General features: G+C 67.7%; 27 protein-coding genes. 16 read left to right on the top strand and 11 right to left on the bottom strand.

Features of this window, described 5'->3' with window-relative positions; genetic code table 11:
• The first annotated feature begins 65 nt into the window (after positions 1-65).
• Positions 66-548 (top strand): pyridoxamine 5'-phosphate oxidase family protein, encoded by a 483-nt coding sequence (locus C8D78_RS09425; protein WP_120952825.1) that lies wholly within the window; start codon positions 66-68, stop codon positions 546-548.
• Between the two features lie 34 nt (positions 549-582).
• Here the strand turns inward: C8D78_RS09425 and C8D78_RS09420 are convergent, their stop codons facing one another.
• A complete protein-coding gene (locus C8D78_RS09420; protein ID WP_120952822.1) occupies positions 583-1221 on the bottom strand; it encodes an NADPH-dependent F420 reductase in 639 nt (212 codons plus the stop codon).
• A gap of 51 nt (positions 1222-1272) precedes the next feature.
• Positions 1273-1908, bottom strand: a complete 636-nt coding sequence (locus C8D78_RS09415) for a hypothetical protein (RefSeq protein WP_120952819.1) — start codon at positions 1906-1908, stop codon at positions 1273-1275.
• A gap of 206 nt (positions 1909-2114) precedes the next feature.
• Between C8D78_RS09415 and C8D78_RS09410 the strand changes: the two genes are divergently transcribed.
• Positions 2115-2492, top strand: a complete 378-nt coding sequence (locus C8D78_RS09410) for a VOC family protein (protein ID WP_120952816.1) — start codon at positions 2115-2117, stop codon at positions 2490-2492.
• 29 nt (positions 2493-2521) lie between these two features.
• On the opposite strand, the gene C8D78_RS09405 is transcribed toward C8D78_RS09410, so the two are convergent.
• The gene (locus C8D78_RS09405) at positions 2522-3130 is read right to left on the bottom strand and encodes an NADPH-dependent FMN reductase (RefSeq protein ID WP_120952813.1); all 609 of its coding nucleotides are present in this window, start codon (positions 3128-3130) and stop codon (positions 2522-2524) included.
• Between the two features lie 147 nt (positions 3131-3277).
• The gene (locus C8D78_RS09400; protein WP_120952810.1) at positions 3278-3682 is read right to left on the bottom strand and encodes a DUF5997 family protein; all 405 of its coding nucleotides are present in this window, start codon (positions 3680-3682) and stop codon (positions 3278-3280) included.
• A gap of 78 nt (positions 3683-3760) precedes the next feature.
• Here C8D78_RS09400 and C8D78_RS09395 point away from each other — a divergent pair, with 78 nt between their 5' ends.
• The 10 genes from C8D78_RS09395 to C8D78_RS09350 all read left to right on the top strand — a co-directional run bounded on the left by C8D78_RS09395 (position 3761) and on the right by C8D78_RS09350 (position 11511).
• Positions 3761-4513 (top strand): LysR family substrate-binding domain-containing protein, encoded by a 753-nt coding sequence (locus C8D78_RS09395; RefSeq protein ID WP_244208324.1) that lies wholly within the window; start codon positions 3761-3763, stop codon positions 4511-4513.
• A 228-nt stretch (positions 4514-4741) separates the two neighbouring features.
• Positions 4742-5062, top strand: coding sequence for a DUF6221 family protein (locus C8D78_RS09390; RefSeq protein ID WP_120952807.1), 321 nt, complete (start codon positions 4742-4744; stop codon positions 5060-5062).
• 117 nt (positions 5063-5179) lie between these two features.
• Positions 5180-5482: an urease subunit gamma gene (locus C8D78_RS09385; RefSeq protein ID WP_120952804.1), complete on the top strand. Its 303-nt coding sequence runs from the start codon at positions 5180-5182 to the stop codon at positions 5480-5482.
• 10 nt (positions 5483-5492) lie between these two features.
• Positions 5493-5855, top strand: a complete 363-nt coding sequence (locus C8D78_RS09380; RefSeq protein WP_120952801.1) for an urease subunit beta — start codon at positions 5493-5495, stop codon at positions 5853-5855.
• On the top strand, positions 5852-7612 hold the full coding sequence (gene ureC / locus C8D78_RS09375; RefSeq protein ID WP_120952798.1) for an urease subunit alpha: 1761 nt from the start codon (positions 5852-5854) through the stop codon (positions 7610-7612). The genes C8D78_RS09380 and ureC overlap by 4 nt, the downstream gene beginning before the upstream one ends.
• 19 nt (positions 7613-7631) lie before the next feature.
• Complete coding sequence (gene ureE, locus C8D78_RS09370; RefSeq protein WP_120952795.1) at positions 7632-8114, top strand: urease accessory protein UreE; 483 nt, start codon at positions 7632-7634, stop codon at positions 8112-8114.
• 126 nt (positions 8115-8240) lie between these two features.
• Positions 8241-8906 (top strand): urease accessory protein UreF, encoded by a 666-nt coding sequence (locus C8D78_RS09365; protein ID WP_120952792.1) that lies wholly within the window; start codon positions 8241-8243, stop codon positions 8904-8906.
• A gap of 27 nt (positions 8907-8933) precedes the next feature.
• Entirely contained in the window at positions 8934-9551 is a 618-nt protein-coding gene (gene ureG / locus C8D78_RS09360; protein ID WP_120952789.1) for an urease accessory protein UreG, read from the top strand.
• Positions 9548-10456 carry an urease accessory protein UreD gene (locus C8D78_RS09355; protein ID WP_425266680.1) on the top strand — a complete coding sequence of 303 codons (909 nt, stop codon included), beginning with the start codon at positions 9548-9550 and terminating at the stop codon, positions 10454-10456. The genes ureG and C8D78_RS09355 overlap by 4 nt, the downstream gene beginning before the upstream one ends.
• Positions 10457-10473: 17 nt before the next feature.
• Positions 10474-11511 carry a HoxN/HupN/NixA family nickel/cobalt transporter gene (locus C8D78_RS09350; RefSeq protein ID WP_120953296.1) on the top strand — a complete coding sequence of 346 codons (1038 nt, stop codon included), beginning with the start codon at positions 10474-10476 and terminating at the stop codon, positions 11509-11511.
• A gap of 9 nt (positions 11512-11520) precedes the next feature.
• Here C8D78_RS09350 and galK read toward each other — a convergent pair whose 3' ends face one another.
• The 6 genes from galK to C8D78_RS09320 all read right to left on the bottom strand — a co-directional run bounded on the left by galK (position 11521) and on the right by C8D78_RS09320 (position 19553).
• Entirely contained in the window at positions 11521-12693 is a 1173-nt protein-coding gene (gene galK / locus C8D78_RS09345; protein WP_120952786.1) for a galactokinase, read from the bottom strand.
• Positions 12690-13829, bottom strand: a complete 1140-nt coding sequence (galT, locus tag C8D78_RS09340; RefSeq protein WP_120952783.1) for a galactose-1-phosphate uridylyltransferase — start codon at positions 13827-13829, stop codon at positions 12690-12692. The genes galK and galT overlap by 4 nt, the downstream gene beginning before the upstream one ends.
• Positions 13830-13879: 50 nt before the next feature.
• Positions 13880-16045: an alpha-galactosidase gene (locus C8D78_RS09335; protein WP_120952780.1), complete on the bottom strand. Its 2166-nt coding sequence runs from the start codon at positions 16043-16045 to the stop codon at positions 13880-13882.
• Positions 16046-16204: 159 nt separating this feature from the next.
• The gene (locus C8D78_RS09330) at positions 16205-17569 is read right to left on the bottom strand and encodes an ABC transporter substrate-binding protein (RefSeq protein ID WP_120952777.1); all 1365 of its coding nucleotides are present in this window, start codon (positions 17567-17569) and stop codon (positions 16205-16207) included.
• 104 nt (positions 17570-17673) lie between these two features.
• Complete coding sequence (locus C8D78_RS09325; protein WP_120952774.1) at positions 17674-18585, bottom strand: carbohydrate ABC transporter permease; 912 nt, start codon at positions 18583-18585, stop codon at positions 17674-17676.
• An 11-nt stretch (positions 18586-18596) separates the two neighbouring features.
• Positions 18597-19553 (bottom strand): carbohydrate ABC transporter permease, encoded by a 957-nt coding sequence (locus C8D78_RS09320; RefSeq protein ID WP_120952771.1) that lies wholly within the window; start codon positions 19551-19553, stop codon positions 18597-18599.
• A 171-nt stretch (positions 19554-19724) separates the two neighbouring features.
• Between C8D78_RS09320 and C8D78_RS09315 the strand changes: the two genes are divergently transcribed.
• Positions 19725-21017, top strand: coding sequence for a Gfo/Idh/MocA family protein (locus tag C8D78_RS09315; RefSeq protein ID WP_120952768.1), 1293 nt, complete (start codon positions 19725-19727; stop codon positions 21015-21017).
• Between the two features lies 1 nt (position 21018).
• Entirely contained in the window at positions 21019-22071 is a 1053-nt protein-coding gene (locus tag C8D78_RS09310; protein ID WP_120952765.1) for a LacI family DNA-binding transcriptional regulator, read from the top strand.
• A gap of 31 nt (positions 22072-22102) precedes the next feature.
• Here C8D78_RS09310 and C8D78_RS09305 read toward each other — a convergent pair whose 3' ends face one another.
• Complete coding sequence (locus C8D78_RS09305; protein ID WP_244208323.1) at positions 22103-22864, bottom strand: GntR family transcriptional regulator; 762 nt, start codon at positions 22862-22864, stop codon at positions 22103-22105.
• 105 nt (positions 22865-22969) lie between these two features.
• On the opposite strand from C8D78_RS09305, the gene C8D78_RS09300 reads away from it, so the two are divergent.
• Together C8D78_RS09300 and C8D78_RS09295 are read left to right on the top strand one after the other, a co-directional pair.
• Complete coding sequence (locus C8D78_RS09300; protein ID WP_120952762.1) at positions 22970-23728, top strand: LamB/YcsF family protein; 759 nt, start codon at positions 22970-22972, stop codon at positions 23726-23728.
• An 85-nt stretch (positions 23729-23813) separates the two neighbouring features.
• On the top strand, positions 23814-25151 hold the full coding sequence (locus tag C8D78_RS09295; protein WP_120952760.1) for an MFS transporter: 1338 nt from the start codon (positions 23814-23816) through the stop codon (positions 25149-25151).
• The last annotated feature ends 26 nt before the right edge of the window (positions 25152-25177 follow it).

Genomic DNA, 25177 nt, shown 5'->3' with positions numbered 1-25177 from the left:
CACACTTACCAATAGGCTGTCCGGAGGGGGACCTTCCTCCGTTTGACCAAGAACGAGGTGAGAGCATGTCGGATGCCGAAAGCATCAGCAAAGTCACGGACATCATCAACGATTCGCACATCGGAATGTTCACCACCATCAACGAGGCCGGCGCGCTGGTTAGCCGGCCGCTGGCCGTCCAGGAGGTCAAGGACGACGGCGACATGTGGTTCTTTACGTCGGCGACCACCTCGCAGGTGGCCCACATCCGCGCGAACCCGGCCGTGAATGTCTCCTTCGGCCAGCGCACCGAGTGGGTCTCGGTGGCGGGAACCGCTGAAGTGGTGGCTGACCGGCGGCTGATCCACGACATGTGGAACCCCGTGGTGGAGGCCTGGTTCCCGGACGGTCCGGACACCCCGGAAGTGGTCCTGCTCCACGTCAGTTCGGACTCCGCCGAGTACTGGACCAGCCCGGGCGGCACAGCGGCCACGGTGCTGCAGTGGATCAAGTCCAAGGTCACCAACAGCCGGATGAGCGTCGGCGAAAGCGCGACAGTAGAGCTGTAGGGCGCTGAGCCGGCCCGGCGGGGGCGGGCCGCTCCTAGTCGATGATCTTCAGGGCCGTGCCCCAGTTGAAGTTTGGATACGCGGGGTTGACCTGCAGGGCCATGATCAACAGCTGGAAGCCCTCGAGTTCACGGGCATGGCGCAGGCCGCCGACTTGGAGCGGACGCAGCCCGGCGGCCTCGGCGAATGCCGCGACCTCGTTCCGGGCCTGTTCGGAGTCCGAGGCGATGAAAACATCCAGCGGCATGCCCCCCGCGGTCCCGGCGGCGAGGGGGCCGGCGAACGTGGTGTTGAAGGCTTTCACCACCCGTGCGCCCGGCAGCAATGCGGCGATTTCCTCGGCGGCTGACGTGCCTGGACCGACCACCAGCGAGTCAAACGTTTCGGTGTCGATCGGATTACTGATCTCCACCACGGTCTTTCCGCCCAGCGTGTCGCCGAAATGCGTGGCGACCTCCTTGGCGGGCCCGAAATAGAGAGCCAGGACCACGATGTCGCCCTCGGGGACCTCCCTTAGACCGCCGGAGCTGGAGGTGCCGCCAAGTTCAGCAGCGAGCTTGGCGGCATTCTCCGGCGTCCGGTCCAGGATTTGGACGGAACGGCCGGCGGCGACGGCCCGAGTGCCGATCGCCCGTGCCATGTTGCCGCTGCCGATGATCGTGATGTCAGTCATGATGCTTCCTTCCGGGTTGCCGGAAACTGCTGAGGACAGCACTTCCGGGAATCAGCTGTGCGCGCGGTCCGGTCCGGACAGCCCCGCGGGGCTGACTCCGGCCGCACGCTCCGCGGCAGCCAGGGCCTGTTCCAGCCGGTCCACGGCCGAGGCGTAGGCGGGGTCGGCCGAGGCGGGGTCCGTGCCGCCGCCGGGACGCCCGGCAGCTTTGATGGCCCGGATCAGGGCAGCCGTTTCCGGCTGCCGGGGATCGCTCATGGCGGGATAGTCAATCGAGTAGCCGGGATCGAGTTCGTAGCGCTGCCACCGGGCGAGGGCCTCCTTGTGCCGCACAGCCGCGGCCTCATTCATGATCTGAGTAGTCCGGCCGGCCCGGCGGTTTTCCTGCCGGCGGAGCAGCCGCGGGGCGGCGGCAAACGCCGCCAGGGCCGCCCCGGCCGCCAGCACAGTGAGTGCCAGGCCGGCCCAGGCCCAGGTGAAGGACGCCACGACGACGGCGGGCACAATGACGGCGAGCCCGGCGAAGGCATCCCAGAAGGCGCCGTCTGCGCCACCCGAAGGGCCGGCGTCGTTTGCCAGATGCTTCCGGGCGAGGAAGGCCGCGATGGATGCCGCCCCGGCCACCAGGATTGCGAGGGCCAGGAACTGCCAGGCCGCGAGGGCACCGGATTGTGAGAGCGACGTCATGGCACACCTCCCCGGAACGGTCCCGGGCGGGCGCTGTTCCGCTAGTTCCATTGGAATCCCTGGCGGCTGGGCCGTCAATGGCCGTCGGGCCCTGGCCGTTGCCCCGCTAACCCGGACCCCGGACCCCGGACGGCGTGCCCGCGGACGGCGGCGCGGCGGCTGTCGCGCGGTTCCTTCAGGGTTCCGCCCGGCGTAGCCTAGGGCCCATGCGAATTAAGATGTGCAGCGTCCATGTCAAAGATCCAGCCTCGGCCCATGAGTTTTACACCGGCATCCTGGGTTTCGAAACCCTGATGGCCATGCCGGAACACAACCTCTACATCATCAAGGATCCGGACGGTTCCGGCGGTGCCGGGCTGCTGCTGGAGCCCAGCGACAACCCGATCGGGGCGGCCTACATGAACGCCCTGCACGACGCCGGAATTCCGGCGATCGTGTTTGGTGTGCCGGACGTGCGTGCAGAATATGCCCGGCTGTCGGCCAAGGGCGTGATGTTCCAGGGCGAACCGTCCGAGGGCCCCGGCGGGACCGCCGTGGTGATGGATGACGGCTGCGGGAACTTCGTGCAGCTGCACCAGGACTAGCGGCAGGCCTGCTGCGCCGGGCAAGGGGCTTAGCGGCTGACTTTGTCCTTGTCCGGGTGCTCGTCGCCGATATGGCCGGGGGCGTTGGCGGCCAGAACCCGCTCCACGAAGGAGCCGTACTCCTCCATGTAGTGGCGCAGCAGCTTCGCCGTCGCTTCGTCTTTGACCTCGCCGTCCTCGCCGTAGATCTCCGGGACGAAGCGGATGTACGCCTCCGGCGCGTTGAGCTGCGGCGCATCGAGGAAGCTCAGCACGCTGCGGAACGAGGACTGCATCACCGCCGTGCCGATGCCCCCGGGGGACGCGCCGATAATTCCGGTGGGCTTGCGGGCGAAGGAGTTGGTGCCCCAGGGCCGGGATCCCCAGTCGATGGCGTTCTTGAGCGCTCCGGGGATGGAGCGGTTGTACTCGGGCGAGACGAACAGGATGCCGTCGGAAGCGGCGACGGCATCCTTGAGAGCCTGGCCTTCGGGCGGATAGGCGGCATCAAAATCCGGGCTGTACAACGGCAGGTCCCTGATGGGGATTTCCGTGAACTCCAGACCCGCGGGTGCAAGCCGGATCAGGGCCCTGGACAGGATGCGATTGATTGACGTACTCGAAAGGCTCCCGACGAAATATCCGATCCTGAAGGCCATGGCCCATTCCTTCCCGATGTTCCGCCGGTGGCTGGTGAACTGGGATTAGGGGGATCGGGCCGGCGGCCCCGACTTTCGCGAGCATAGTCCTGCGTTCGCGGGATGAAAATAGGCGCGGGACAGAGGGGCGAAAGGAAGCGCGTGCCGCTATTCGGCCCGGGCGCGGTCCTTCTTGGCATCCTTCTTGGCGGCCTCGTCCTTGACCCGCTGGGCCTCCGCACGGACGGCGGCGTGAGTGGAGCGCTCGGCGACCAGCCAGGCGGGGGGAGCCTGCAGCAGCGCGGTGATTTCCGCCGTCGTCAGGGCTTCCTCAACACCGCCGCGGGCAAGGCCGCTGATGGAGACGTTGAGCTTCTGCGCGACCACCGGGCGGGGGTGCGGGCCGTTGCGGCGCAGTTCTGCGAGCCACTCCGGCGGGTTGGCCTGGAGCTCGGCGAAATCGGCGCGGGTGATGACCGAATCCTGGAACTCCTGGGGCGTTGCGGGCAGGTAGATGCCAAGCTTCTTGGCAACGGTGGCCGGCTTCATGGACTGGGAGTTTGCAGAGGTCATGCTTCAAGGGTATCCGGCCAGAGCCTGACTGGGCACCGGCACTAAGCTCTGCGCCAGCCCGGGCGGTACTGTGAACATGTGTCCGCAGCCGATGAAAAACCCCAGACCCCCGACGAAACCGCCGTCGTCCCCGCCGAAGCAGCAGTGCGGGAGCTGCGCTTCGCGTATGTCGCCGGCGTGACGCCCGGAAAATGGATCCGGCGCTGGGAGGAACGGATGCCCGATGTTCCGTTGACCTCCTTTATGTCCGACGACGGCGCACAGCTCGCCGTGCTCCGCGACGGTTCCGCGGACCTGAGCTTCGTCCGGCTGCCGGTGGAACGCGAAGGGTTGAGCGTTATTCCCCTCTATGAGGAACAGCCCGTGGTGGTGGCGCCCAAGGGACACGAGATCTCGGTGTTTGAGGAAGTGGACCTGGCGGACCTCTCCAAGGAGACCTTCCTCGACGTGGACGAGCTCGGCGGCTCCGCGATGGCCCTGCAGATTGTGGCCTCGGGCGCCGGACTGGTGATCCTGCCGATGTCCGTGGCACGTCACTTCAATGTCAAGGACACCGTGGCGAGGAAGCTCACCGGCGCGCCCGCGACGGAGATCGCCGTGGCGTGGCGCAGCGACGCGACGGACGAGGTGATCGAGGAGTTCATCGGAATTGTCCGCGGCCGCACTGCGGCGAGCTCCCGCCAGCCTTCGGCGCAGCAGGAGAAACCTAAACGCGAGCCCAAACCGGACCGCCGCGGCCCGGCAGTCAAGAAACCCAAGGTGGCCCAGCGCTATGCGCCGAACCCGGACAAGGGCCGCGGCAAGGGATCCCGGAAGAAGGGGAAGCGCTAAGGGCGGGTTTTCACGCGGATACCACTGTGTGGTCAACCGCGGACCGGGACGTCACGCACGGCAGGCTTTCGGCCGCCGTCAGGGCGTTCGACGCCGGAAATCCGCCTTAGTGCCTCGGTGAGTCTGCCAAGACTTTGCTCTGCGTGACGCCGTCCCCGCAGAGCACGCCGCTTCCATATCCATCGTTGGGCATAGCCGTCCGGGCGCCGGCGCGCATAGGCTCGGATCGTGGACATCGTCGAGTTCCTGACTGCACGAATTAGAGAAGACGAAGCCGCGGCCCTGAAGCTGCTCGGCGACCCCACGCTGGCGGTTTCCGGAGAATGGTACGAACGCCGCTTGCTTCGCGAGTGCGAGGCCAAACGCCGGCTCATTGGCATCATCGAATCGGCCCGCCAGTCCGTGCTGGCGGCGCTGGTCAGCCAGGAACCCGCTGACGCGGGATGGGTGCCGGACGTCATCGAATGGACCACGCTGTCCCTGAACACCCTGGCCCTGCCGTACGCCGACCACCCGGAGTTCCAGGCCCGCTGGCGGATCCCCGGTTAGGAGACTTGGATGCGCTCCACCGGTGCCGGAAACCTGCAGGAAACCTCACGGGCTTACGCTGGTCACACCGCAGCCTCTGCGGTCCGCCGGCCGGCTGGTTCCTGAAGGGATTCCGTCATGCACCTTTTGCCCCGTGAGCAGGAAAAGCTCATGATCGTGGTCGCCGCGGACCTCGCCCGGCGGCGCCAGGCCCGCGGACTGAAGCTGAACTTTCCGGAGGCCGTGGCCGTCATCAGTTACGAACTGATCGAGGGCGCCCGGGACGGCCGGACCGTGGCGGAGCTCATGAGTTACGGAACCACCCTCCTCGGCCGCGAGGACGTCATGGAGGGCGTGCCGGAAATGATCCACGACGTCCAGGTCGAGGCCACCTTCCCGGACGGCACCAAGCTCGTCACCGTCCACGATCCCATCCGTTAGGAGAGCCCCGATGATTCCCGGAGAATACGTTCTCGGCACCTCACCGCTGGTGATCAATGCCGGCCGCGAGGCCGTCGACGTCGCGGTGACCAACACCGGCGACCGGCCCGTCCAGGTGGGCTCGCACTACCACTTTGCCGAGGCGAACCCCGCGCTGCAGTTCGACCGGCAGGCTGCCTATGGCCGCCGCCTGGACATTCCCGCCGGGACCGCGGCCCGGTTCGAACCCGGGGACAGCAGGACCGTGAGGCTGATCGAGCTCGCGGGCCGCCGCGAAGTCTACGGACTGAGCAACGCGGTCAACGGCACACTCGAGACCCGCCTGCATGTTTCCGAAGTCCACGTTGCCGAGCGGAACGGGGATTCACAGTGAGTTTCGAATTGTCCCGGAGGCAGTACGCGGACCTCTACGGCCCGACGACGGGCGACGCCATCCGCCTGGCAGACACCGATCTGTTCCTCGAGATCGAGAAGGACCTCACCGTCTACGGCGAGGAAGTGGTGTTCGGCGGCGGCAAGGTGATCCGCGACGGCATGGGCCAGAACGGCCAGCTGACCCGGGACGGTGACGCCCAGTGGGGCGCCGTGCCGGACACCGTGATCACCAACGTGGTGGTACTGGACTACACCGGCATCTACAAGGCCGACGTCGCGCTCCGGGACGGCCACATCTTCCGGATCGGCAAGGCGGGCAACCCGCAGATTACCGACGGCGTGGACATCGTGATCGGCGCGAGCACCGAGATCATTGCGGGCGAGCGGAAAATCCTGACGGCCGGCGGGGTGGACTCGCACATCCATTTCATCTCCCCGGACCAGGTTCCCACCGCCCTGTGCAGCGGCGTGACCACGATGGTGGGCGGAGGCACCGGCCCTGCTGAAGGCACGAAGGCCACCACAATCACCCCCGGAAAATGGCACATCCAGCGCATGCTGCAGGCCGCCGAAGGGCTGCCCATCAATATCGGCCTGTTCGGCAAGGGGCACGCTTCCGCCGTCGAACCCCTGGCCGAGCAGATCCTTGCCGGCGCAATCGGGCTGAAGGTCCATGAGGACTGGGGCTCCACGACCTCCTCGATCGACACCTCGCTGAAGGTCGCGGACCAATACGACGTCCAGGTGGCCATCCACACCGACACCCTGAACGAGTGCGGCTTCGTGGAGGACACCATCCGGGCCATCGACGGCCGCGTCATCCACACCTTCCATACCGAGGGTGCCGGCGGCGGCCACGCCCCGGACATCATCAAGATCGCCGGGCTGCCCAACGTGCTGCCGGCGTCCACCAACCCCACTCTGCCGTACACGCGCAACACCATCGAAGAGCACCTTGACATGCTCATGGTGTGCCACCACCTGAACCCGGACATCCCGGAGGACGTGGCGTTCGCGGACTCCCGCATCCGGGCCGAGACCATCGCCGCCGAGGACGTCCTGCAGGACCTGGGCGTCTTCGCTATCACGTCTTCGGACTCCCAGGCCATGGGCCGGGTGGGCGAGGTGATCATCCGCACCTGGCAGGTGGCGGACAAGATGAAGAAGCAGCGCGGAGTTCTGAAGGACCCCGGCGGGGGTGTGCACGGCGCTGCCTCGGGTCTGGGCGCGGACAGCGACAATTTCCGGTTGAAGCGCTACGTGGCGAAATACACGATCAACCCGGCCATCGCACAGGGCATGGCTGACTCGATCGGCTCGGTGGAGGTCGGCAAGTTTGCCGATCTGGTGCTCTGGGACCCGGCGTTCTTCGGGGTCAAGCCTGAGCTTGTGCTCAAGGGCGGCCAGATCGCCTACGCCCTCATGGGCGACGCCAACGCCTCCATTCCCACCCCGCAGCCGCGCACCATGCGGCCGATGTTCGCCGCCTACGGCAAGGCGCTGCAGCAGTCCTCCATCACGTTCCTGTCCCAGGCGGCCATCGACGCCGGGGTCCCGGCAGAGCTCGGCCTGGAGAAGGTGATCCGGCCGGTGTCCGGCATCAGAAGCCTCACCAAAGCGGACCTGAAGTACAACGACGCCACCCCGGACATCGAGGTGGACCCGGAGACGTATCAGGTGCGCGTCGACGGCGAGGACGTCACGTGCGAACCGTCAGACGTGCTGCCCATGGCGCAGCGGTACTTCCTTTTCTAGGCCTCCGGAGGAGACGACCATGATCATCGACAAGGTCCTCGGCAACACCCACGACCTTCCGCCCGGGCCGGACCCGTATTTCGGGCTCCACCGGGAAAGGGTGGTGCTGCCCAGTGCCCAGCTGGTCAAACGCATCCAGCGCGTCACCACCGACCACGGGAAGGAACTCGGCATCCGCCTCCCCGCCGGTTCCGGGGACCTGCGCGACGGCGACATCCTGCACGTGGCCGAAACCAACATGATCGTGGTCTCGGTGCTGCCCACCGACGTCCTGGTGATCGCCCCGCGCTCGATCCACGAGATGGGGGTGGTGGCGCACTCCCTGGGCAACCGGCACCTGCAGGCCCAGTTCTTCGACGCCGCCTCGGAGTACGGGGCCGAGGTGATGGTCTGCCAGTACGACCACACCGTGGAGGACTATCTCAAACACGTCGGAGCGCCCTACGACCGCCAGGAGCGCGTGATGCCCGTCCCCTTCCGCCATGCCGAACACTCGCACTAGCCCCTGCCGAGAAGGCTGGGGCACCGCCCCGGAATTGGGGCCGTGCCCGCTTCGCGGTGCCCGCCACGCCGCGGCCCCAAATTCCGGGTCGGCGGCTTGCAGGATCGCTTTTCGGGGGAGGTGACCATGACTTACCAGTTGGCTTTGCAGCAGTTGACGGATTCCGCTTTGCCTACCGGGGCGTTTGCTCACTCCCTGGGGTTTGAGGGTTACATTGAGCGCGGGCTGGTGCACGATGAGGAATCGTTTGGGGTGTGGCTGGGGGCGTTCATTTCCCAGCAACTGACCTATTCGGATGCCCTCGCTATCCGGTTCCTGTATGAGGGTGCTCCTGTTGCTGAACTGGATGCCCTGGTGACGGCCCAGTTGCTGCCCCGGCAGCTGCGCGAGGCCAGCATCAAGATGGGCGGCCGGCTTCTGGAGATCGGCGCCGAGATCTTTCCGTCCACGGAGCTGGCGCAATACCGGGAGCTGGTGAATTCCGGCCGGGCCGCCAGCCACCAGCCGCTGGCGTTCGGCGTCGTCGCACGGTCCCTGGGGGTCCCGCTGGGCGACGCCCTGGCCGCCTACCTGTTCGCCACGGTCACCTCGCTGACACAGAACGCTGTCCGGGCGATCCCGCTGGGACAGAACGCCGGCCAGCGGATCCTGCGGAAGGCGGCCGACTGCGTCGCTGCCGCGGCCGAGCGGGCCGGCCACCTCACACCCGACGACTTTGGGGCCGTCAGCCCCGGACTCGAGATTTCGCAGATGCGGCACGAACGCCAGCGCGCCCGCATGTTCATGAGCTGACCACGAGAAATATGTCTGGAGAAGAATATGTCTGAACCCATCAAGATCGGCATCGGCGGCCCGGTGGGGGCCGGCAAGACCCAGCTCGTCGAACGGCTCACCCGCCACATGAGCCGGGAGATCTCCATGGCGGCCATCACCAACGACATCTACACGATCGAAGACGCGAAAATCCTGGCTGCCAACGGGATCCTCCCGATCGACAGGATCATCGGCGTCGAAACCGGCGGCTGCCCGCACACCGCCATCCGCGAGGACACCTCCATGAACACCGCGGCCATCGAGGAACTGAAGAAGCGGCATCCGGACCTGCAGGTGATCTTCGTGGAATCCGGCGGCGACAACCTCTCCGCCACCTTCAGCCCCGAGCTGGTGGACTTCTCGATCTACATCATCGACGTGGCCCAGGGCGAGAAGATACCCCGCAAGGCCGGCCAGGGCATGATCAAGTCCGACCTCTTCATCATTAACAAGACCGACCTCGCGCCGCACGTCGGCGCGGACCTCGCCGTGATGGAGCGGGACTCCAAGGAATTCCGGGGCGAGAAGCCGTTCTGCTTCACGAACCTCAAAACCGACGAAGGGCTGGAGCGCGTCATCGACTGGGTGCGGCGCGACGTTCTGATGCTCGACCTGGCGCCATGAGCACGACGGCGGCCGTTCAGTCTCAGGCGGTTGTCTCACCCGCGTCCGCTGATCGGCCCGTGATGGGTCACCTTGAGCTTCTTGTCGCTGAGCGTGGGGGACGCTCGGTGGCCACGCACCAGTTCCATCGCGGGGCCTTGAGGGTTTTGAGGCCGCATTATCTGGATGATTCCGGGCAGGTTTGCTATGTGCTGGTCAATCCTGGCGGGGCATATTTGGGGGCTGACCTCTATGTGATTGATGTGGAGGTGGCGGACGGGGCGAAGTTGCTGCTTGCCACGCAGTCGGCCACCAAGATCTACCGGACTCCGGGGTCGTTTGCCGAGCAGCGGATGCGGTTGCGGCTGGGGGACCGGGCCCGGGTGGAGCTCGCCCCGGATCAGGTGATCGCCTACCGGGAGGCCAGCTACCGGCAGAACACGCACGTCACGGTGCGGCCGACGTCGAGCCTCATCATGACTGAAATTGTTACCCCGGGGTGGTCCCCGGACGGGGCCTCGTTCCGGTACGAGGAGCTGCGGCTGCGGACCGAGGTACGGGTCGAGTCCGGGGACTCGGGTGCGGGTGAGAGCGGGCTGCTGGCCCTGGACAATGTGCTCATCCGCCCGCCGCTGGGCGATGTCACCGGCATGGCGTTCATGGAGGGCTTCAGCCACCTGGGGTCGCTGATGGTGGTGGACCCGCGGGTGGACCAGGCCCTGGCTGACGAGCTGCACGCGAGCACTGCCGGTTTCGGCGCCCATACCGGGATTTCGCTCACGGCCGCCATGCTGGGTACGGCCGGGCTAGTGCTGAGGTCGCTCTCAGACAGCACGGAGGAACTCAGGCGGGTTCTGGGGGCAGCCAGCGCACTGCTGCGAAAGCGCTGGTATGGGCAGGATCCCCTGGACCTGAGGAAGTACTAACGGCCACCATGGAACAGATGACAGCGCTGCACAGGCTCTACCGTGAGCGGGCGCACCTGCCGCTGAAGACGCGGCTGCTGGTGACCTTCGGTGCGGTGGCCGCACTGCACGCTGCCACCGTCGTGCTCCTGGCTGTTGGGGCGGCCGGGGGCGGACAACCGCTGACCATCGGACTTGTGCTGACCGCATATTTTGCGGGCGTGAAGCACAGCTACGACTGGGATCACCTCGCCGCGATCGACAATTCCACGCGTAAGTTCGCGGCCGAGCACCGCCATCCGGTGAGCGTGGGCTTCGCGTTTAGCCTGGGCCATAGTTCCGTGGTGATCCTGGCCGGGGTGCTTGTGGTGGCGGGTGCTTCACTGGTGGGGAGTCTCATGGCCGAGGGGACGCCAGGAAACCTGCTGCTCGGCATCATCGGCAGCGGGGTGTCGGGGCTGTTCCTGCTGGCCATGGGCGCCTTCAACGGCGCCGCCTTCGTCCGCACGCTCACGTTCTACCGCGAGGCGCGCAACGGTGCCACGATCTCGCACGAGGACCTGGCCACGCAGGGATTCGTGGCCCGGCTGCTCGCGCGTCCGCTGGCCCGGGTCCAACATCCCCGGAACATCTACGTGATCGGGTTCCTGTTCGGGCTGGGCTTCGATACCGCCACCACGATCGGGCTGTTGGTCATGGCGACGGCGGCCTCGCTGGCCGGCGTTTCCCCGCTCGCCCTGCTGGCGCTTCCGCTGGCCTTCGCTGCCGCCATGACGCTGTGCGACACCATCAACGGCGTGGCGATGATGCGCATGTACCGCTCCGCCCTGACGGATCCGCGGCGCAAACTCGGCTTCAACGCGGTCATTACCGGCATTTCTGCGGTGTCCGCCCTCTTCATTGCGGTTATCACCCTGGGCGGTACCGCGCATGAGGTGTTCGGTCTTGACGATCCGCTGACCAGCTGGCTCGGGTCCGTGGACCTGGGCGACGCCGGTCTGTTGCTCGTGGCGCTGCTGGTGTCCGTCTGGGCTGCGGCCGCGCTGCACGGCCGGGCGTCCGAAGGCACCCGTTAGGGGCGCTGATCACAGCCGCCGAGCCCCCTCCGCCGGCAGCACCGCGAAGACGTCCGGTGTCCGCAGCCCCCGTCCGGCGAAGCCGGCAAGGACCGCCGACCGGACCCGATCGGCGTCGTCCGCAGGAACCAGGGCGATGGCGGACCCGCCGAACCCACCGCCTGTCATCCGGGCTCCGATGGCCCCGTTGGCGCGGGCCGTGTCAACAGCGAGGTTCAGTTCAGGGCAGGAGATCTCGAAGTCGTCCCGCATGGAGCGGTGGCTGGCGTCCAGCAGTTCCCCGATGGCCAGCGGCCCGCGGGCTGCGAGCAGATCCGCGGTCCGGGCGACCCGGTCGTTCTCCGTGACGATGTGCCGGACCCGGCGGAAGGTCACGTCGTCCAGGAGGCGCTCGGCCCGGGGCAGGTCGGCGGCCGCGAGGTCGCGGAGGGCGCCGACGCCCATGGCCCGGGCGCCCCGGAGGCAGGCGGACCGGCGGTCGGCGTACCCGCCGGTGGCGTGGGCGTGCGAGACCTTCGTGTCGATCACGAGGCAGACCAGTCCGGACTCCTCCAAACCGAGCGGCACCGGGCGGGAGGTGAGATCGCGGCAGTCCAGGTAGACGGCGCAATCTTTGGTGCCGAGCATCGAGGCGGACTGGTCCATGATGCCGGTGGGGGCGCCGACCACGTTGTTTTCGGCGCGCCGCCCGATGGCCGCCAGGTCTGCGCGGGCCAGGCCGGCCCCCGTGAGGTCGGACAGCGCCAGGGCGACGGCGCATTCCAGGGCGGCGGAGGAGGACAGCCCGGCCCCGACCGGGACGTTGGAGGACACGAACAGGTCAAAACCCGGGACCGTGATGCCGGCGCGTTCCAGCTCCCACGCCACACCGGCCGGGTACGCGGACCAGCCGGCCGCCTGGTCCGGGGTGAACGTGTCGAGCTCGAAGGCCACCGCTTCCGCGTCGCCGAAGGATGACATTAGCCGCACGGTGCGGTCCGCCCGGGCCGCCACGGCCACGGTGGTGGTGCGGTTGATGGCGAACGGCAGGACGAGGCCGTCGTTGTAGTCGGTGTGCTCGCCGATCAGGTTGACCCGCCCCGGCGCCTGCCACACGCCGTCGGCGTCGCGGCCGAAGTGTTCGGCGAAGGCGCTGGCCGGCGCGTCCGCCAGGGCCGTTCCTGTGGTGTCGGTGGTGGTCATGCCGTTCCTGTCCTGGCGTCGCGGAGCCGGGCCGCGACCTCTTCGGGGGTGGTGTCATTGATGAAGGCGCCCATGGCGGCCTCGGAGCCGGCCAGGAACTTGAGTTTGTCCGCGGCCCGCCGGGGCGAGGTGAGCTGCAGGTGCAGGTTCCCGGACCGGCGGAGCACCGGGTCAAGGGGTGCCTGGTGCCAGGCGCTGATGTACGGCGTCGGGCTGCCATAGAGTGCGTCGAGCCTGCCCAGCAGGTCCGGATAGAGGACGGCGAGCTCGTCACGTTCGGCGCCGGTCAACGCCGCCAGGTCCGGAACCTGGCGGTGCGGCACCAGATGGATTTCCAGCGGCCAGCGCGCGGCGAACGGCACGTAGGCGCTAAAGAACTCGCCCTCCATCACCATCCGGTCGCCGTCGGCCCGTTCACTGGCCACGATGCTCCCGGTCAGGGTGGCCGTCCCGCCCGCTGCCTCATGGAACCGCCCGGCGGCCGCGGCCATTACCGCGGCCCGGGGCGTGACATACGGGTAGGCGTAGATCTGGCCGTGCGGGTGATGCAGGGTCACGCCGATGTCCTGGCCGCGGTTTTCGAAGCAGAACACCTGTGCCACGCCGGGCAGGGCGCTGAGCGCCTCCGTCCGGTGCGCCCAGGCATCGATCACGGTGCGCACACGCCTGGTGCTGAGCGCGGCGAACGTCCCCGTGTGCTCGGGCGTGAAGGCCACCACCTCGCACCGGCCGCCAGCCAGCCCGCGGCTGCCCCAGCCCGGCGCGGCCGGGGCCGCGGCGAAGTCCGGACCGAGCGAGGGGAAGCGATTTTCGAACACGGCGACGTCGTAGTCCGCGGCCGGGATCTCCGACGGCCGCGCGTCGGTGCTCGGGCACAGCGGGCACTCGTCCGCCGGCGGCAGGTGCGTCCTGTGCTGCCGGTGCGCGGCGACCGCCACCCATTCCCCGGTCAGCGCGTCGTACCGGATTTCTCCGGACGGGCCGCGTTCGGGAAGCTCCCGGCGGTCCCTGGACGGGCGTCGCAGGGGGTGTGCGGTGTCGTCAAAATACAGGAGCTCGCGCCCGTCGGCGAGGCGCGTGCTGGTCACCGCGGACACCGACGCCGGGGCGTCAACGCGGCCAAGGATGCTGGTCATGGCGATTCCTTCAGGGATGGGGACAGGCTATGCCGGTCCGAAGTCAGCGGTCAGACGGCCTGGACGTGCAGAAGCAGGGCGTGCTCCGGGTTCAGGGCCGGAAGGGGCAGGCCGACATGCTGGAGGAAGGCGCCGGACGCGACGGCTCCGTCTTCCAGCCAGGCGGGCGGCTGGACCTGGGTGAAAGTGTGCGCGTAATCGCCGTCGAGGGGTGTCGGCAGCTCCGCCCGGACTCGGTAGGTGCGCTTCGGGTCAAGGCCCGGCAGCGAGGCCAGTCCGGGGACCTCGGCCGGGGCGGACGCCAGGGACACGGCCGCGAACAGGGCCTCGCCGGCGTCGTGCGCCACCACACCGTGGACACTCAGGGTGGGCTCGGCGGTGTCGGCGTTCACGCGCTTGCCAGAGTGGATCAGTGCGCGGTGGCGCTTGTAGAGCGCGATTGCCCGGCTCAGCGTGGCCCGCTCCTCGTCCGTGGCGGCGCGGATGTCCCATTCCATGCCGAAATGGCCGAAGAGGGCCGTGATGGCGCGGAAGGAGATGTCGTGGGTGCGGGCCGTGGTGTGCGAGGTGGTGGGGCCGATGTGCGCTCCGACGAGTTCGGGGGGAAGAACTGCCTGGGTCCATCGCTGGATGGTCTGGCGTTCCAGCGCGTCGTTGCAGTCCGAGGCCCAGACCCGGTCGGTGCGCTGCAGGATGCCGAGATCCACCCGACCCCCGCCGGAGGAGCAGCTTTCGATCTCCACGTTCGGGTGGGCTGCCTTGAGCGCGTCGAAGAGACGGTAGGCGGCGAGTGTCTGGTCGTGGACGGACGGGCGGCCGCCGCGGCCGTGCTCGGTGAGGTCGCGGTTCTGGTCCCACTTGAGGTAGCTGATGGTGTTCTCGCGCAGCAGGGCGTCGAGGCGGTCGTAGATGTACTGCCAGGCCTCCGGGTTGGCGAGGTCCAGGACATGCTGATGGCGCCACGTGTGCGGGAGCCGGCCGCCGTCCTTGTAGGAGAGCGCTGACGGGCCGACCACCCAGTCCGGGTGCTCGCGGGCGACGTCGGAGTCCAGGTTGACCATCTCCGGCTCCACCCACAGGCCGAATTCCATGCCGTGGCCGGTGACGGCCTCGATCAGCGGGGTGAGGCCGTCGGGCCACAGGCCCTCGTCGACGTACCAGTCGCCGAGGCCCGCGTGGTCGTCTCGGCGGCCGCGGAACCAGCCATCGTCCAGGACAAAGCGTTCGACGCCGAGCCCGGCGGCCGCATCGGCCAATTCGAGCAGGGGTTCGAGGCGGTGGTCAAAATACACGGCCTCCCACGTGTTGAGCACCACCGGGCGTACGCGCCCGGATGTGGTGTCCACGTGCTGCGGCCGGGCCCGGAACCAGTCATAGAAGGCCTCGGTGATGCCGTCCAGGCCGCGGCCGGAGTAGGCGGCGAAGAGCGGCGGCGTCCGGTAGCTTGTGCCGGGCTGGAGCACCACTTCGCCGGAGCCGAGCAGCTCCGCGGCGCCGAGCATGCTCCGGCCGTTGCTAAGGCTGTCGAGGTATTGCTCGTGGTTGCCGCTCCAGCCGAAATGCGTGGCCCAGACCTGGCCGCCGCGGTTGGAGAAGCCCGCGGTCCCGGCGGCCACAAGCAGTGACGAGTCGTGGCCGGTGCGGCCGTGCCTGCCGGTGCGGACCCAGGTGCCCTGCTGGATGGCGTGCCGCTGCGGGTGCTTTTCGCGGCACCAGCGTCCGGTGAGGTCGAGCAGTTCCGTGGCGTCCCGGGGCACCGGCAATACCGAGGCCAGTTCCTCGAGCTGGTAGGCGGCCGTGCCGCTATTGGTGAGCGTGTGCGCCAGCTCCAGCAGGCCGCCCGGGTGAAGGGTGAGCTCGGAGCGGACCTCGAGACCGGCGTCGGCGTCCCGGTGGATGATGATGACCCCGCGGCCGCCGTCGAGCACCTCGGCGGAAACCACCCGCAGGGCCGGCGAGAAGTCCCGACCCGGGAGGCCGTCGGCGCTCCGGTGCCCGCGCAGCCCGGGCCGCCCGGCCCAGCCGGAGGAGGCCTGCGGGAGCAGCCCGGCGGTGACCGGGATGTCGAGGGCGGAGTGAGTGACCGGCCCGCGGATGATCGCCAGATCGGGGAGGTGGTCGCCGAGGTCGGCGCCCCAATGGACGATCTCGGCTTCGCCGGAGTCGAAAGCCAGCAGGAGGCTGGTGCCGGCAGAACGCAGGTGCACGGGGTGCATGGGGATTCGCTTTCAGTAGTGCGGAAGTCAGGTGCTGGTGCGCGGGATCCGGGATGGGGATCCCGCGCACCGGGCGCCGCCGTTGCGGTCGGCTGCGGCTCCAGGGGCTTACTTGCCGAACAGGTCTATTTGCTGACCAGGTCTATTTGTTGAACGGGCCTATTTGTTGAAAAGGGAGTTGACCTGGTCGTTGGCCTGGGAGAGGGAACTGGCCGGCTGCTTGCCCGAGACCACGGCATCCATGGCCGGCTTCATGATGCCGTCCACCTTGGCCGCCTTGTCCGCGATGGGGAACAGGAAGGTGGTGTCCTCCTTGACTTGCTGGGTGAAGGGGGTGACGTCGACGCCCTTGGCCTTGAAGGCGGCCTCAGCCTTGTCCGAGGAGGATTTGATGGCGGGGAACACCACGGCCTTGGAGGCCACGACGTCCTGGCAGGCGGCGGAGCCCAGGTACTCGGCGAACTTCACGGCGGCGGCGGGCTTCTTTGTGCCGGCCCAGACGGAGTCGGCCAGACCGTTGAACATGGAGGCGCGCTTGCCGTCGGGGCCGGTGGGGGTCGGGGCAATTCCGACATTGACTCCCTTGTAGCCCGTGTACTGGCCGATCATCCATGAACCGTGGGCGTTGATCACCGATTTACCGGCGGCGAAGGTGTCCGCCATGCTCGCACCCACGGTGGTCTCCAGCTTGGGCATGTAGCCCTTTTCTGACAGGCTGGCGAACCAGGCGATGGACGCCTGGAACTTGGGGTCGTCGTAGTTGAAGTGTGTGCCCCACGGGTTCTTGTCCGTGTGCGTCCACCCGGTGGTGCCGGTTAGGTAGCTCCACTCGGTCTGGCCCTGGCCGGAGCCTGAGCTGTTCAGGCCGAGGCCGTAGACGGCCACGTTCGTCTTGTCGAAGCCGGGCTCGTCCCCGCGCTTGCCGTTCTTGTCGACGGTCAGGTGCGCGATCGCCTTTTCATAAGTGCCGCCGTCCTGCGGGTTCCAGGTCAGCGCCTTCATCTGGCTATCGGTGACGCCGGCGGCGCCGGTGAGCTTCTTGTTGTAGAACAGGGAGATCGTGTCCCAGTCCTTCGGGAGACCGTAGCGCTTGCCGTCCTCGCCCACCCAGAGGTCGGCCAGGCCCTTGTTGTACTTGGTGACGTCGACGTGGTCATTGGCGACGGCGTCGTCCAGGGCCAGGAGCTGGCCGGTCTTGGCGAATTCGGGGTACTTGGCGAGGTGGTCGGTGAAGACGTCCGGGGCGGTGCCGGCGACGAACCCGTTCGTCAGGGTGCTCCAGTAATCGTCCCAGCCGCGCTGGGTGATCTTGACGGTGATGTCCGGATTGGCTGTGTGGAAGTTATCAGCGCACTGCTGGTAGGCCGGAAGCTGATTGGCGTCCCAAAGCCAGTAGCTGATCTCGCCCTTGGCTTCCTCGCCCGAGGCGCCTCCGCCGCTTCCGCAGGCGGAGAGGGCGAGGACAGCGGCGGCCGCGGCGGCGAGGGCGCCGACTGCTTTCTTGCCGGTTGCTTTCGTGTACATGGGGGTCCTTTCGGGACTCTGTTTTTCGGGATGGTGTCTTTGGGATGGTGTCTTTTGGGATGGGGCGCGGCTGAAACGTCCAGCACGGGGTTTCTGGGTGGGGCTTACTTGATTCCGGAGAAGCCGATGGAGTTGACGATCCTCTTGCCGAAGGCGACGAAGAGCAGAAGGACCGGCAGGGCAGAGATGAGGGTGGCGGCCATGAGGCCGGACCAGTCCGGCGCACCCTGGGGTGACTGGGACTTGAAGACGCCCAGGCCGACAGTGAGCACGCGGACGTTGTCCTGGTTGCCGACCAGCAGCGGCCAGAAGTATTCATTCCACTGCCCGATGAACGTCAGAAGCGCCAGGGTGGCGATCGGTGCCGCGGCGTTGGGCAGCACAATCTGGAAGAAGATGCGCAGGTGCTTGGCGCCGTCGAGCATGGCCGCCTCCTCGACTTCGCGGGACATGTTCAGGAAGAACTGCCGCAGGAAGAAGATCGCGAACGGGGTCATGAAGAGGTAGGGCAGCACCATGCCAAGCATGGTGTTCAGGAGGCCGAGGTTCTTGATGAGCAGGAAGTTGGGCAGGGCGGTGAAGATCGGCGGCACCATCATGGTGGCCAGGAAGAGGCTGAAGACGGCGTTCCGGCCCCGCCAGCGCAGCCGGGAGAAGGCATAGGCGGCCATGGAGCTGAAGAAGACCGCGCCGGCGGTGGTGACCGCGGAGAAGATGACGGTGTTGCGCAGGTAGATCCAGAAATCGATCTTGGCCCCGGAGCCGCCCTCCGCCATGGACTCCTGGGCCGTCTGGAGGCCGAAGACCCGCTTGTACGCGCCGAGGTTGAAGTCGGCCGGCAAGAGGTTGGAGGCGTTGGAAGCCAGTGCGCTGTTGGATGACAGCGACGTCCGGAGCACCCAGTAGAAGGGCAGTATCGAGACCGCGACCGCAAGGACCACGAGGGCCCAGGCTCCGGCGCGGCGCCAGTTGAGGCGGCGTGACCGGGCGGGAATGGCTGATGTGGCAGTAGTCATGCTGGGACTCCTTAGTCCAGGTCCGACTCGTTGCCCCTGAGGAACTTCATCTGGATGAAGGCCACCAAGGCGAGGATGACGAAGAGGATGACAGCGAGGGCCGAGCCGTAACCGAAGTCGGATTCCGTGAAGGCACGCTGATAGATGTAGTACTGCAGGACGCGGCTGGCGTTGATCGGGCCGCCCTGGGTGGTGACGGCGACGGTGTCGAAGACCTGGAACGAGCCGATGACGGTGACCACCAGGACCAGCACGATGACGGGCCGGAGCAGCGGCATGGTGATCTTCCGGAAGGTCTGGAAGGGTGAGGCGCCGTCCAGGTTGGCGACCTCGTACAGGTGCTGCGGGATGGCCTGGAGGCCGGCGAAAATCAACAGGGCCGTGTAGCCCATGTGGCGCCAGGTATTAATCAGGGCCTGGGTGGGGATGGCCCATTCCTCGTTGCCGAAGAAGGCGATCCGGGGCAGTCCCATGGCGTCGATGAGGTTGTTGACGATGCCGATCTGGTAGTCCAGCAGCCAGAACCACAGGAGCGCGGCGATGACGTTGGCCATCAGGTAGGGCAGCAGCAGGCTGCCGCGGATAAAGGTCGACTTGGCGACCCGGTGCATCAGGAGGGCCAGGCCGAGGGCCAGCGCCGTCTGCAGCACGATGTTGATCAGCACGTACTCGGTGGTGACGCCCAGCGCGTTCCAGAACAGCGGGTCCTTGGCGATGGCCGCGTAGTTGGCGCCGCCGATCCACTTCGGTGTGCCGAGGATGTTGTATTCGGTGAAGCTCAGGTAGAGGCCCCGGATGCTCGGCACCAGGTAGAAGACCACGAAGCCGAGCATGGCCGGGGCGATGAAGAAGAGGGCGACCCTCAGGTCGCTGCGGGGTCGGCGCCGGGCGCGGGGGGCAGCGCTGCCCGGTCCCGTGCCGCTCGCCTTGCGGGCCGGAACGGCTCCGCGGGCAGTTGTGGTGGTCATTGGTGGTTCCTCCGCAGTTACGTGGATGCTGTGACGTGGATTACAACTGAGGCTTGAATCTACACGAGTAACTTTCTAATGCGCAACCATTTCTTTTATGTTTCCGGGCGGAAAAATTTCGCTCACCATCAGGTATTGACTCGAGTAGAAACGGATGTGAAACTTGCGTGCATGACGTTCTCACTAGGCATTGTTGGCGCCGGGCAGTTCGCAGGCGCCTTCGCCAAACTCTTCGACGCCCATCCCGCGATTTCTGAGGTCCATGTCACCGACGTCCTCCCGGAACGGGCCGAGGCCCTCCGGGCCCGGCTCGGCCTGGCCGGGACCTATCCCAGCTTCGAGGCCATGCTCGACGGCGGCCTCGACGCCGTGGCGATCTTCACCCAGCGCTGGACGCACGGACCGCTGGTGCTCCAGGCGCTCCGGGCGGGCAAGCATGTGTACTCGGCAGTGCCGATGGCCGTCACCGAGGACGAAATCGCCCGGATCATCGACGCCGTCCGGGAGACGGGCCTGACCTACATGATGGGCGAGACAAGCTACTACAACCCGGCCACCGTCTATGCCCGCAAGCGCAAGGCCGAAGGCGCCTTCGGCCGCATCTTCTATGCCGAGGGCGACTACGTCCACGATATGGATCTCGGCTTCTACGAGGCCTACCAGTACAGCGGCGGGGAGGACTGGAAGCGCACCGCCAGCTACCCGCCGATGCTGTACCCGACCCACTCCACCGGCGGCGTGCTGGGCGCGATCGGCGGCCATGCCGTCAGCGTCAGCTGCATTGGCGTCCCCGACGACCGCGGCGACGGCGTGTTCGACAAGGACGTCAGCATGTTCGGCAACGACTTCTCCAATGCCACCGCGCTGTTCGAGCTCTCCACCGGCGGGTCCATGCGCATTAACGAGATGCGCCGCGTCGGCTACCCCTCCCACCTGCGCGAAAGCCGCTTCCGGTACTTCGGCACCGACGCCAGCTTCGAGCAGCTGGCCACCGTCAGCGTGTGGCAGGACAAGGAGTCCGTGACCGACGTCAGCGCCGAACTGGCCACCGCGGCCACGCTCGGCGCCGACGATCCGGCGCTGGCCGGTGTCGCACCTGCCCTGCGGGACGCGTTCAGCTCCGGGCTGGCCGCCGTGCACGACGCCGGCCGGCTCCCCGCCGAGTTCCGCGGACTTCACAACGGGCACGAGGGCAGCCATCACTTCCTGGTGGATGACTTCGCCACCGCCGTTGACACCGGCACGCTCCCGCCCGTCAATGCCTGGGAAGCCGCCCGCTACACCCTCCCGGGGATCGTGGCGCACGAGTCCGCCCTCCGCGGCGGCGAGCGGCTGCCCGTGCCGGACCACGGCGACGCGCCGGCCAGGTTGTCGGCGGGATCCGGCGCGGAAGGGCCCCACCGAGAAGGACCCTGCGGGGAAGGATCTGAAGGGGAAGGCTTTGCCGGCAAAGCCCGGCGGTAGCATGGTCACTGTGCCACACTCGCCCACCTCCGCCAGGCCCACGATCACCCGCAAAGACGTGGCCAGGCTGGCCGGCGTCAGCACCGCCGTCGTCAGTTATGTAGTGAACGGCGGCCCCAAACGGGTTTCCCCGGTGACCGCCGCGAAGGTCCGGGAGGCCATCAGCGCCCTCGGGTACCGGCCGAACGCCGCGGCGAGGGCACTGAAACTGGGCTCCAGCGAGATGCTCGGCATGGTGGTCCCGGACACCACCAACCCCTTCTTCGCCACCCTGGCCCGCGCCGTGGAGGAAGCCGCAGCCGCGCGCGGTTACGCCCTGCTGCTGGCCAACTCGGGCGGATCGGCGGCCAATGAGCGCCGGCAGGTCAGGAATCTCGCCAGCCGCCGGGTGGACGGGGTCTTCCTCTCCAGCGTGCTGTTCGAACCCGATCTGACCGAGCTGGAGCATTCGGAGATTCCCGCCGTGCTGCTTAACCACAGCACCGAGGTGCCGGGCTTCAACTCGGTGGGCGTGGAGCTGCAGGAAGGCTCCCGGCGGGCCGTCGAGCACCTGGTGGGCCACGGCCACCGCAACATCGCGCTGGTCATGGGCATGAACTCCGGCAATGATCTCGATGGCCGCGAGGTCGGGTGGCAGCAGGGCCTCGCGGAGGCGGGCCTCCCGGAAGGGCCTATTCTGCGTTGCAACTTTGACCGGCAGGGCGGCTACCGGGCCGGGCAGCGGCTGGTCGCGGCCGCGGACCGGCCCACCGCCGTGTTTGTCAGTTCCGACCTGCAGGCGGTGGGGCTGCTGCGCGCGGTGTCCGAGGCCGGCCTGCGCGTCCCCGAGGACCTGGCGGTCTTCTCCTTCGACGGCTCGGCCGAGGCGGAGTACAGCTGGCCGCCGCTGAGCACGGTCGCGCAGCCTGTGCAGGCCATGGCCGAGGCTGCCGTGGAGGCGCTCATCGACTTCGACGGTGTGTCTCCCACTCGGAACCGGACCTTCCCCGTGGACCTGGTCCTCCGCGCGTCGTGCGGCTGCGTGCCCGTGCCCGCAGCCGTGCCGGGCGCGTAGCGCCGCCGGGGCTTCACCGGCCGGGCGTGCGTTACTCCGCGTGCACCGCTGACTGGCGTTCCTCTGAACGGTCCAGATAGGCCAGCAGAAGGTCTCCGGCGCGGCCCGGGTCTCCGGCTTCCAAGGCCGCGCAGATTTCCTCGTTGTCCGCCAACCAGCCCCGGTAGAAGTGCGCGTCCAGGGTGGCCTTGTGGAAGAAGAGCCGCATCTCGGCCAGGACCTGGGCCATGATCGTGTCCAGCCGCCGGCTGCCGGCCAGGGCCACGATCGCGCCGTGGAAATGCTGGTTGGCGTTGCCTAGGCCTTCTTCGTCGTCGGCGGCGGCCGCGGCCTTGCCTTCCTCCACCGCCGCTCGGACCGCTGCCACCCGTTCGGGGCTGCCGCCGCCGCGGATGGCGCTCACCTCGATGGCGCGGCGCACGGCGTAGACGTCGTGGATGTCGCCGGGCTCGAGGCTGGCCACGAAGACGCCCCGGTTCGGGTGGCGGACCACGAGGCGTTCGGCCGCCAGCTCGGCGAAGGCCTCCCGGACCGTGTTCCGGGAGACGCCCAGGTCCTCCGCGATGGTCGATTCCGTGAGCCGGGCTCCCGGCAGCAGCAGCCCCTCGGCCAGCTGCAGGCGCAGTTCTGCCGCCACCCGGTCCGCCACGGACGGAACCGCCACGCGCAGCCGGGCCGCCGCGCCCAGCGCGGCACCAGCTCCGGCATCGCGCTTGTTCCCTGCCGCGGCTCCGGGCGCTGCTGTTTGCTGCCTGGCGGAAAGGACTCGGGATCCCGATTCGGAGCTGGTCATACTCCAGAATTTACACGATCGTCACATCGTGGGATTGAAGGATCGTTGAACAATCTGAACTTTTGGTGCATCCTAGAAGGGCACAACCATGAGATGAGGATCACAATGGCAACGATCGACCTGAACAGCGACGTCGGCGAGTCGTATGGACGCTGGACGCTGGGCGACGATCTGGCGATGTTCCGCTCCGTCTCCAGCGCCAACGTGGCGTGCGGATTCCATGCCGGCGACCCCAGCGTGATCCGCCGGACCTGCCGCGAGGCCGTCACCGCCGGCGTCAGGATCGGCGCACACGTCGGCTACCGCGACCTCGCAGGCTTCGGCCGCCGGTTCCTGGACATCGATCCGGGCGAACTGGCGGACGACGTCGTCTACCAGATCGGTGCGCTGCAGGCGCTGGCCGCGGCCGAGGGCGGCAAGGTCACCTACGTCAAGCCGCACGGCGGACTCTACAACGCGATCGTGTCGCACACCGCCCAGGCGCGGGCCGTCGTCGACGCCGTGAAATCGGTGGACCCGAACCTGCCGATCCTGGGCCTCCCTGGCTCCGAGGTGCTGCGCCTGGCCGAGGCCGCCGGGCTCAGGGCCGTCACGGAAGCCTTCGCTGACCGTGCCTACAACCCGGACGGCACGCTGGTCTCCCGCACGTTCCCCGGAGCCGTGCTGCACGACCACGCAGAAGTCACCGAGCATGTCCTGCGGATGGCCACCGACTCCGCCGTCCGCACAATCGACGGCTCCATCCTGAAAATCCGCGCCGAGAGTATCTGCGTGCACGGCGACTCGCCAGGAGCCGTCACCATGGCCGCTGCCGTCCGCGCTGCGCTCACCGCCGCCGGGATCGAAACCGCCGCGTTCGTCTAAGCCCGTTTACGGCTGATCCGCGGCACACCCCACCACTGCACACACCAAGCAACAGGCAGCACCCCCGCACACCTGGAGGAAAATCATGACCACACCGCAGCAGGCCGCTCCGGCCGCCAGCAAGAGGAAGCTGCCGCCCGGCGCTCTCAAGGCGTACATCGCCAGCCTGACCGGCACGTCGCTGGAATACTACGACTTCGCGATCTACTCCGTGGCCTCGGCGCTGATCTTCCCCAAGATCTTCTTCCCCGTTGGCGATGAGCTGGTCGGCCTGCTGCTCTCCTTCTCCACCTTCGCGGTCGGCTACCTGGCCCGCCCCATCGGCGGCGTGATCTTCGGCCGGCTCGGCGACAAGATCGGCCGCAAGCACGTCCTGGTGGTCACCCTCATGCTGATCGGCGTCGCCACCGTGCTCATAGGTGTGCTGCCGGACTACGCGGCCATCGGTGTCGCCGCCCCGGCCATCCTGGTCCTGCTGCGCCTGGCGCAGGGGATCGGCGTCGGCGGCGAATGGGGCGGAGCCGTCCTGCTCTCCAGCGAATTCGGCAATGCCCGCAAGCGCGGCTTCTGGTCCTCGGCTGCCCAGATCGGCCCGCCGGCGGGCAACCTGATGGCCAACGGCGTCCTGGCCCTTCTCGCCGCGACCCTCAGCACCGAGGCCTTCCTTTCCTGGGGCTGGCGCGTGGCCTTCCTCGCCTCCGCCGTGCTGGTGGTCTTCGGCCTCCTGATCCGGCTCAAGCTCGAGGAAACCCCCGTCTTCAAGGCCATCCAGGCCCACGGCGAGGCGCCCAAGGCCCCCATCAAGGAGGTCTTCACCAAGGAACCCCGCGCCCTCGTGGCCGCCGCCCTGTCCCGCATCTGCCCCGACGTGCTCTACTCCCTCTTCACGGTTTTCATTGCCCTCTACGCCACCAAGCAACTGGGCATGACCACGGGCAACGTCCTCGGCGCCATCCTGATCGGCTCCGCCTTCCAGCTGGTGCTGATCCCCGCCGCCGGGGCCCTTACCGACCGCTTCAACCGCCGGCTGGTCTACGGCATCGCCACTGTCGGTACCGCCCTGTACATACCCCTCTTCTTCCTCATGATCCAGGGCAAGTCGGTGCTCATGCTGACCATCGGCGTCGTGATCGGGCTCGCGTTCCACGCCTTCATGTACGGCCCGCAGGCCGCCTTCATTACCGAGCAATTCCCGGCCCGCCTGCGCTACGCCGGCAGCTCGCTGGCCTACACCCTCGCCGGTGTGATCGGCGGCGCCGTGGCACCGCTGATCTTCACCGCCCTCTACGCCGCGACCGGCAACTGGTACATCATCGCCGCGTACCTGGCCGTCGCCGCCGTCGTGACAGTGATCGGTCTGGTCATCGGACGGAACCCCCACACCGAGGAAGAAGAGCGGCTCCTGCAGGAAGCCCACGCCTGAGCGGCACGGACCTTCCCAGAAAACGG

This window comes from Arthrobacter oryzae (genome assembly GCF_003634095.1).
Classification (GTDB): Bacteria; Actinomycetota; Actinomycetes; order Actinomycetales; family Micrococcaceae; genus Arthrobacter; species Arthrobacter oryzae.
The sequence above is the reverse complement of the archived record's forward strand: the minus strand, read 5'-3'. Positions and strand labels throughout refer to the sequence as shown.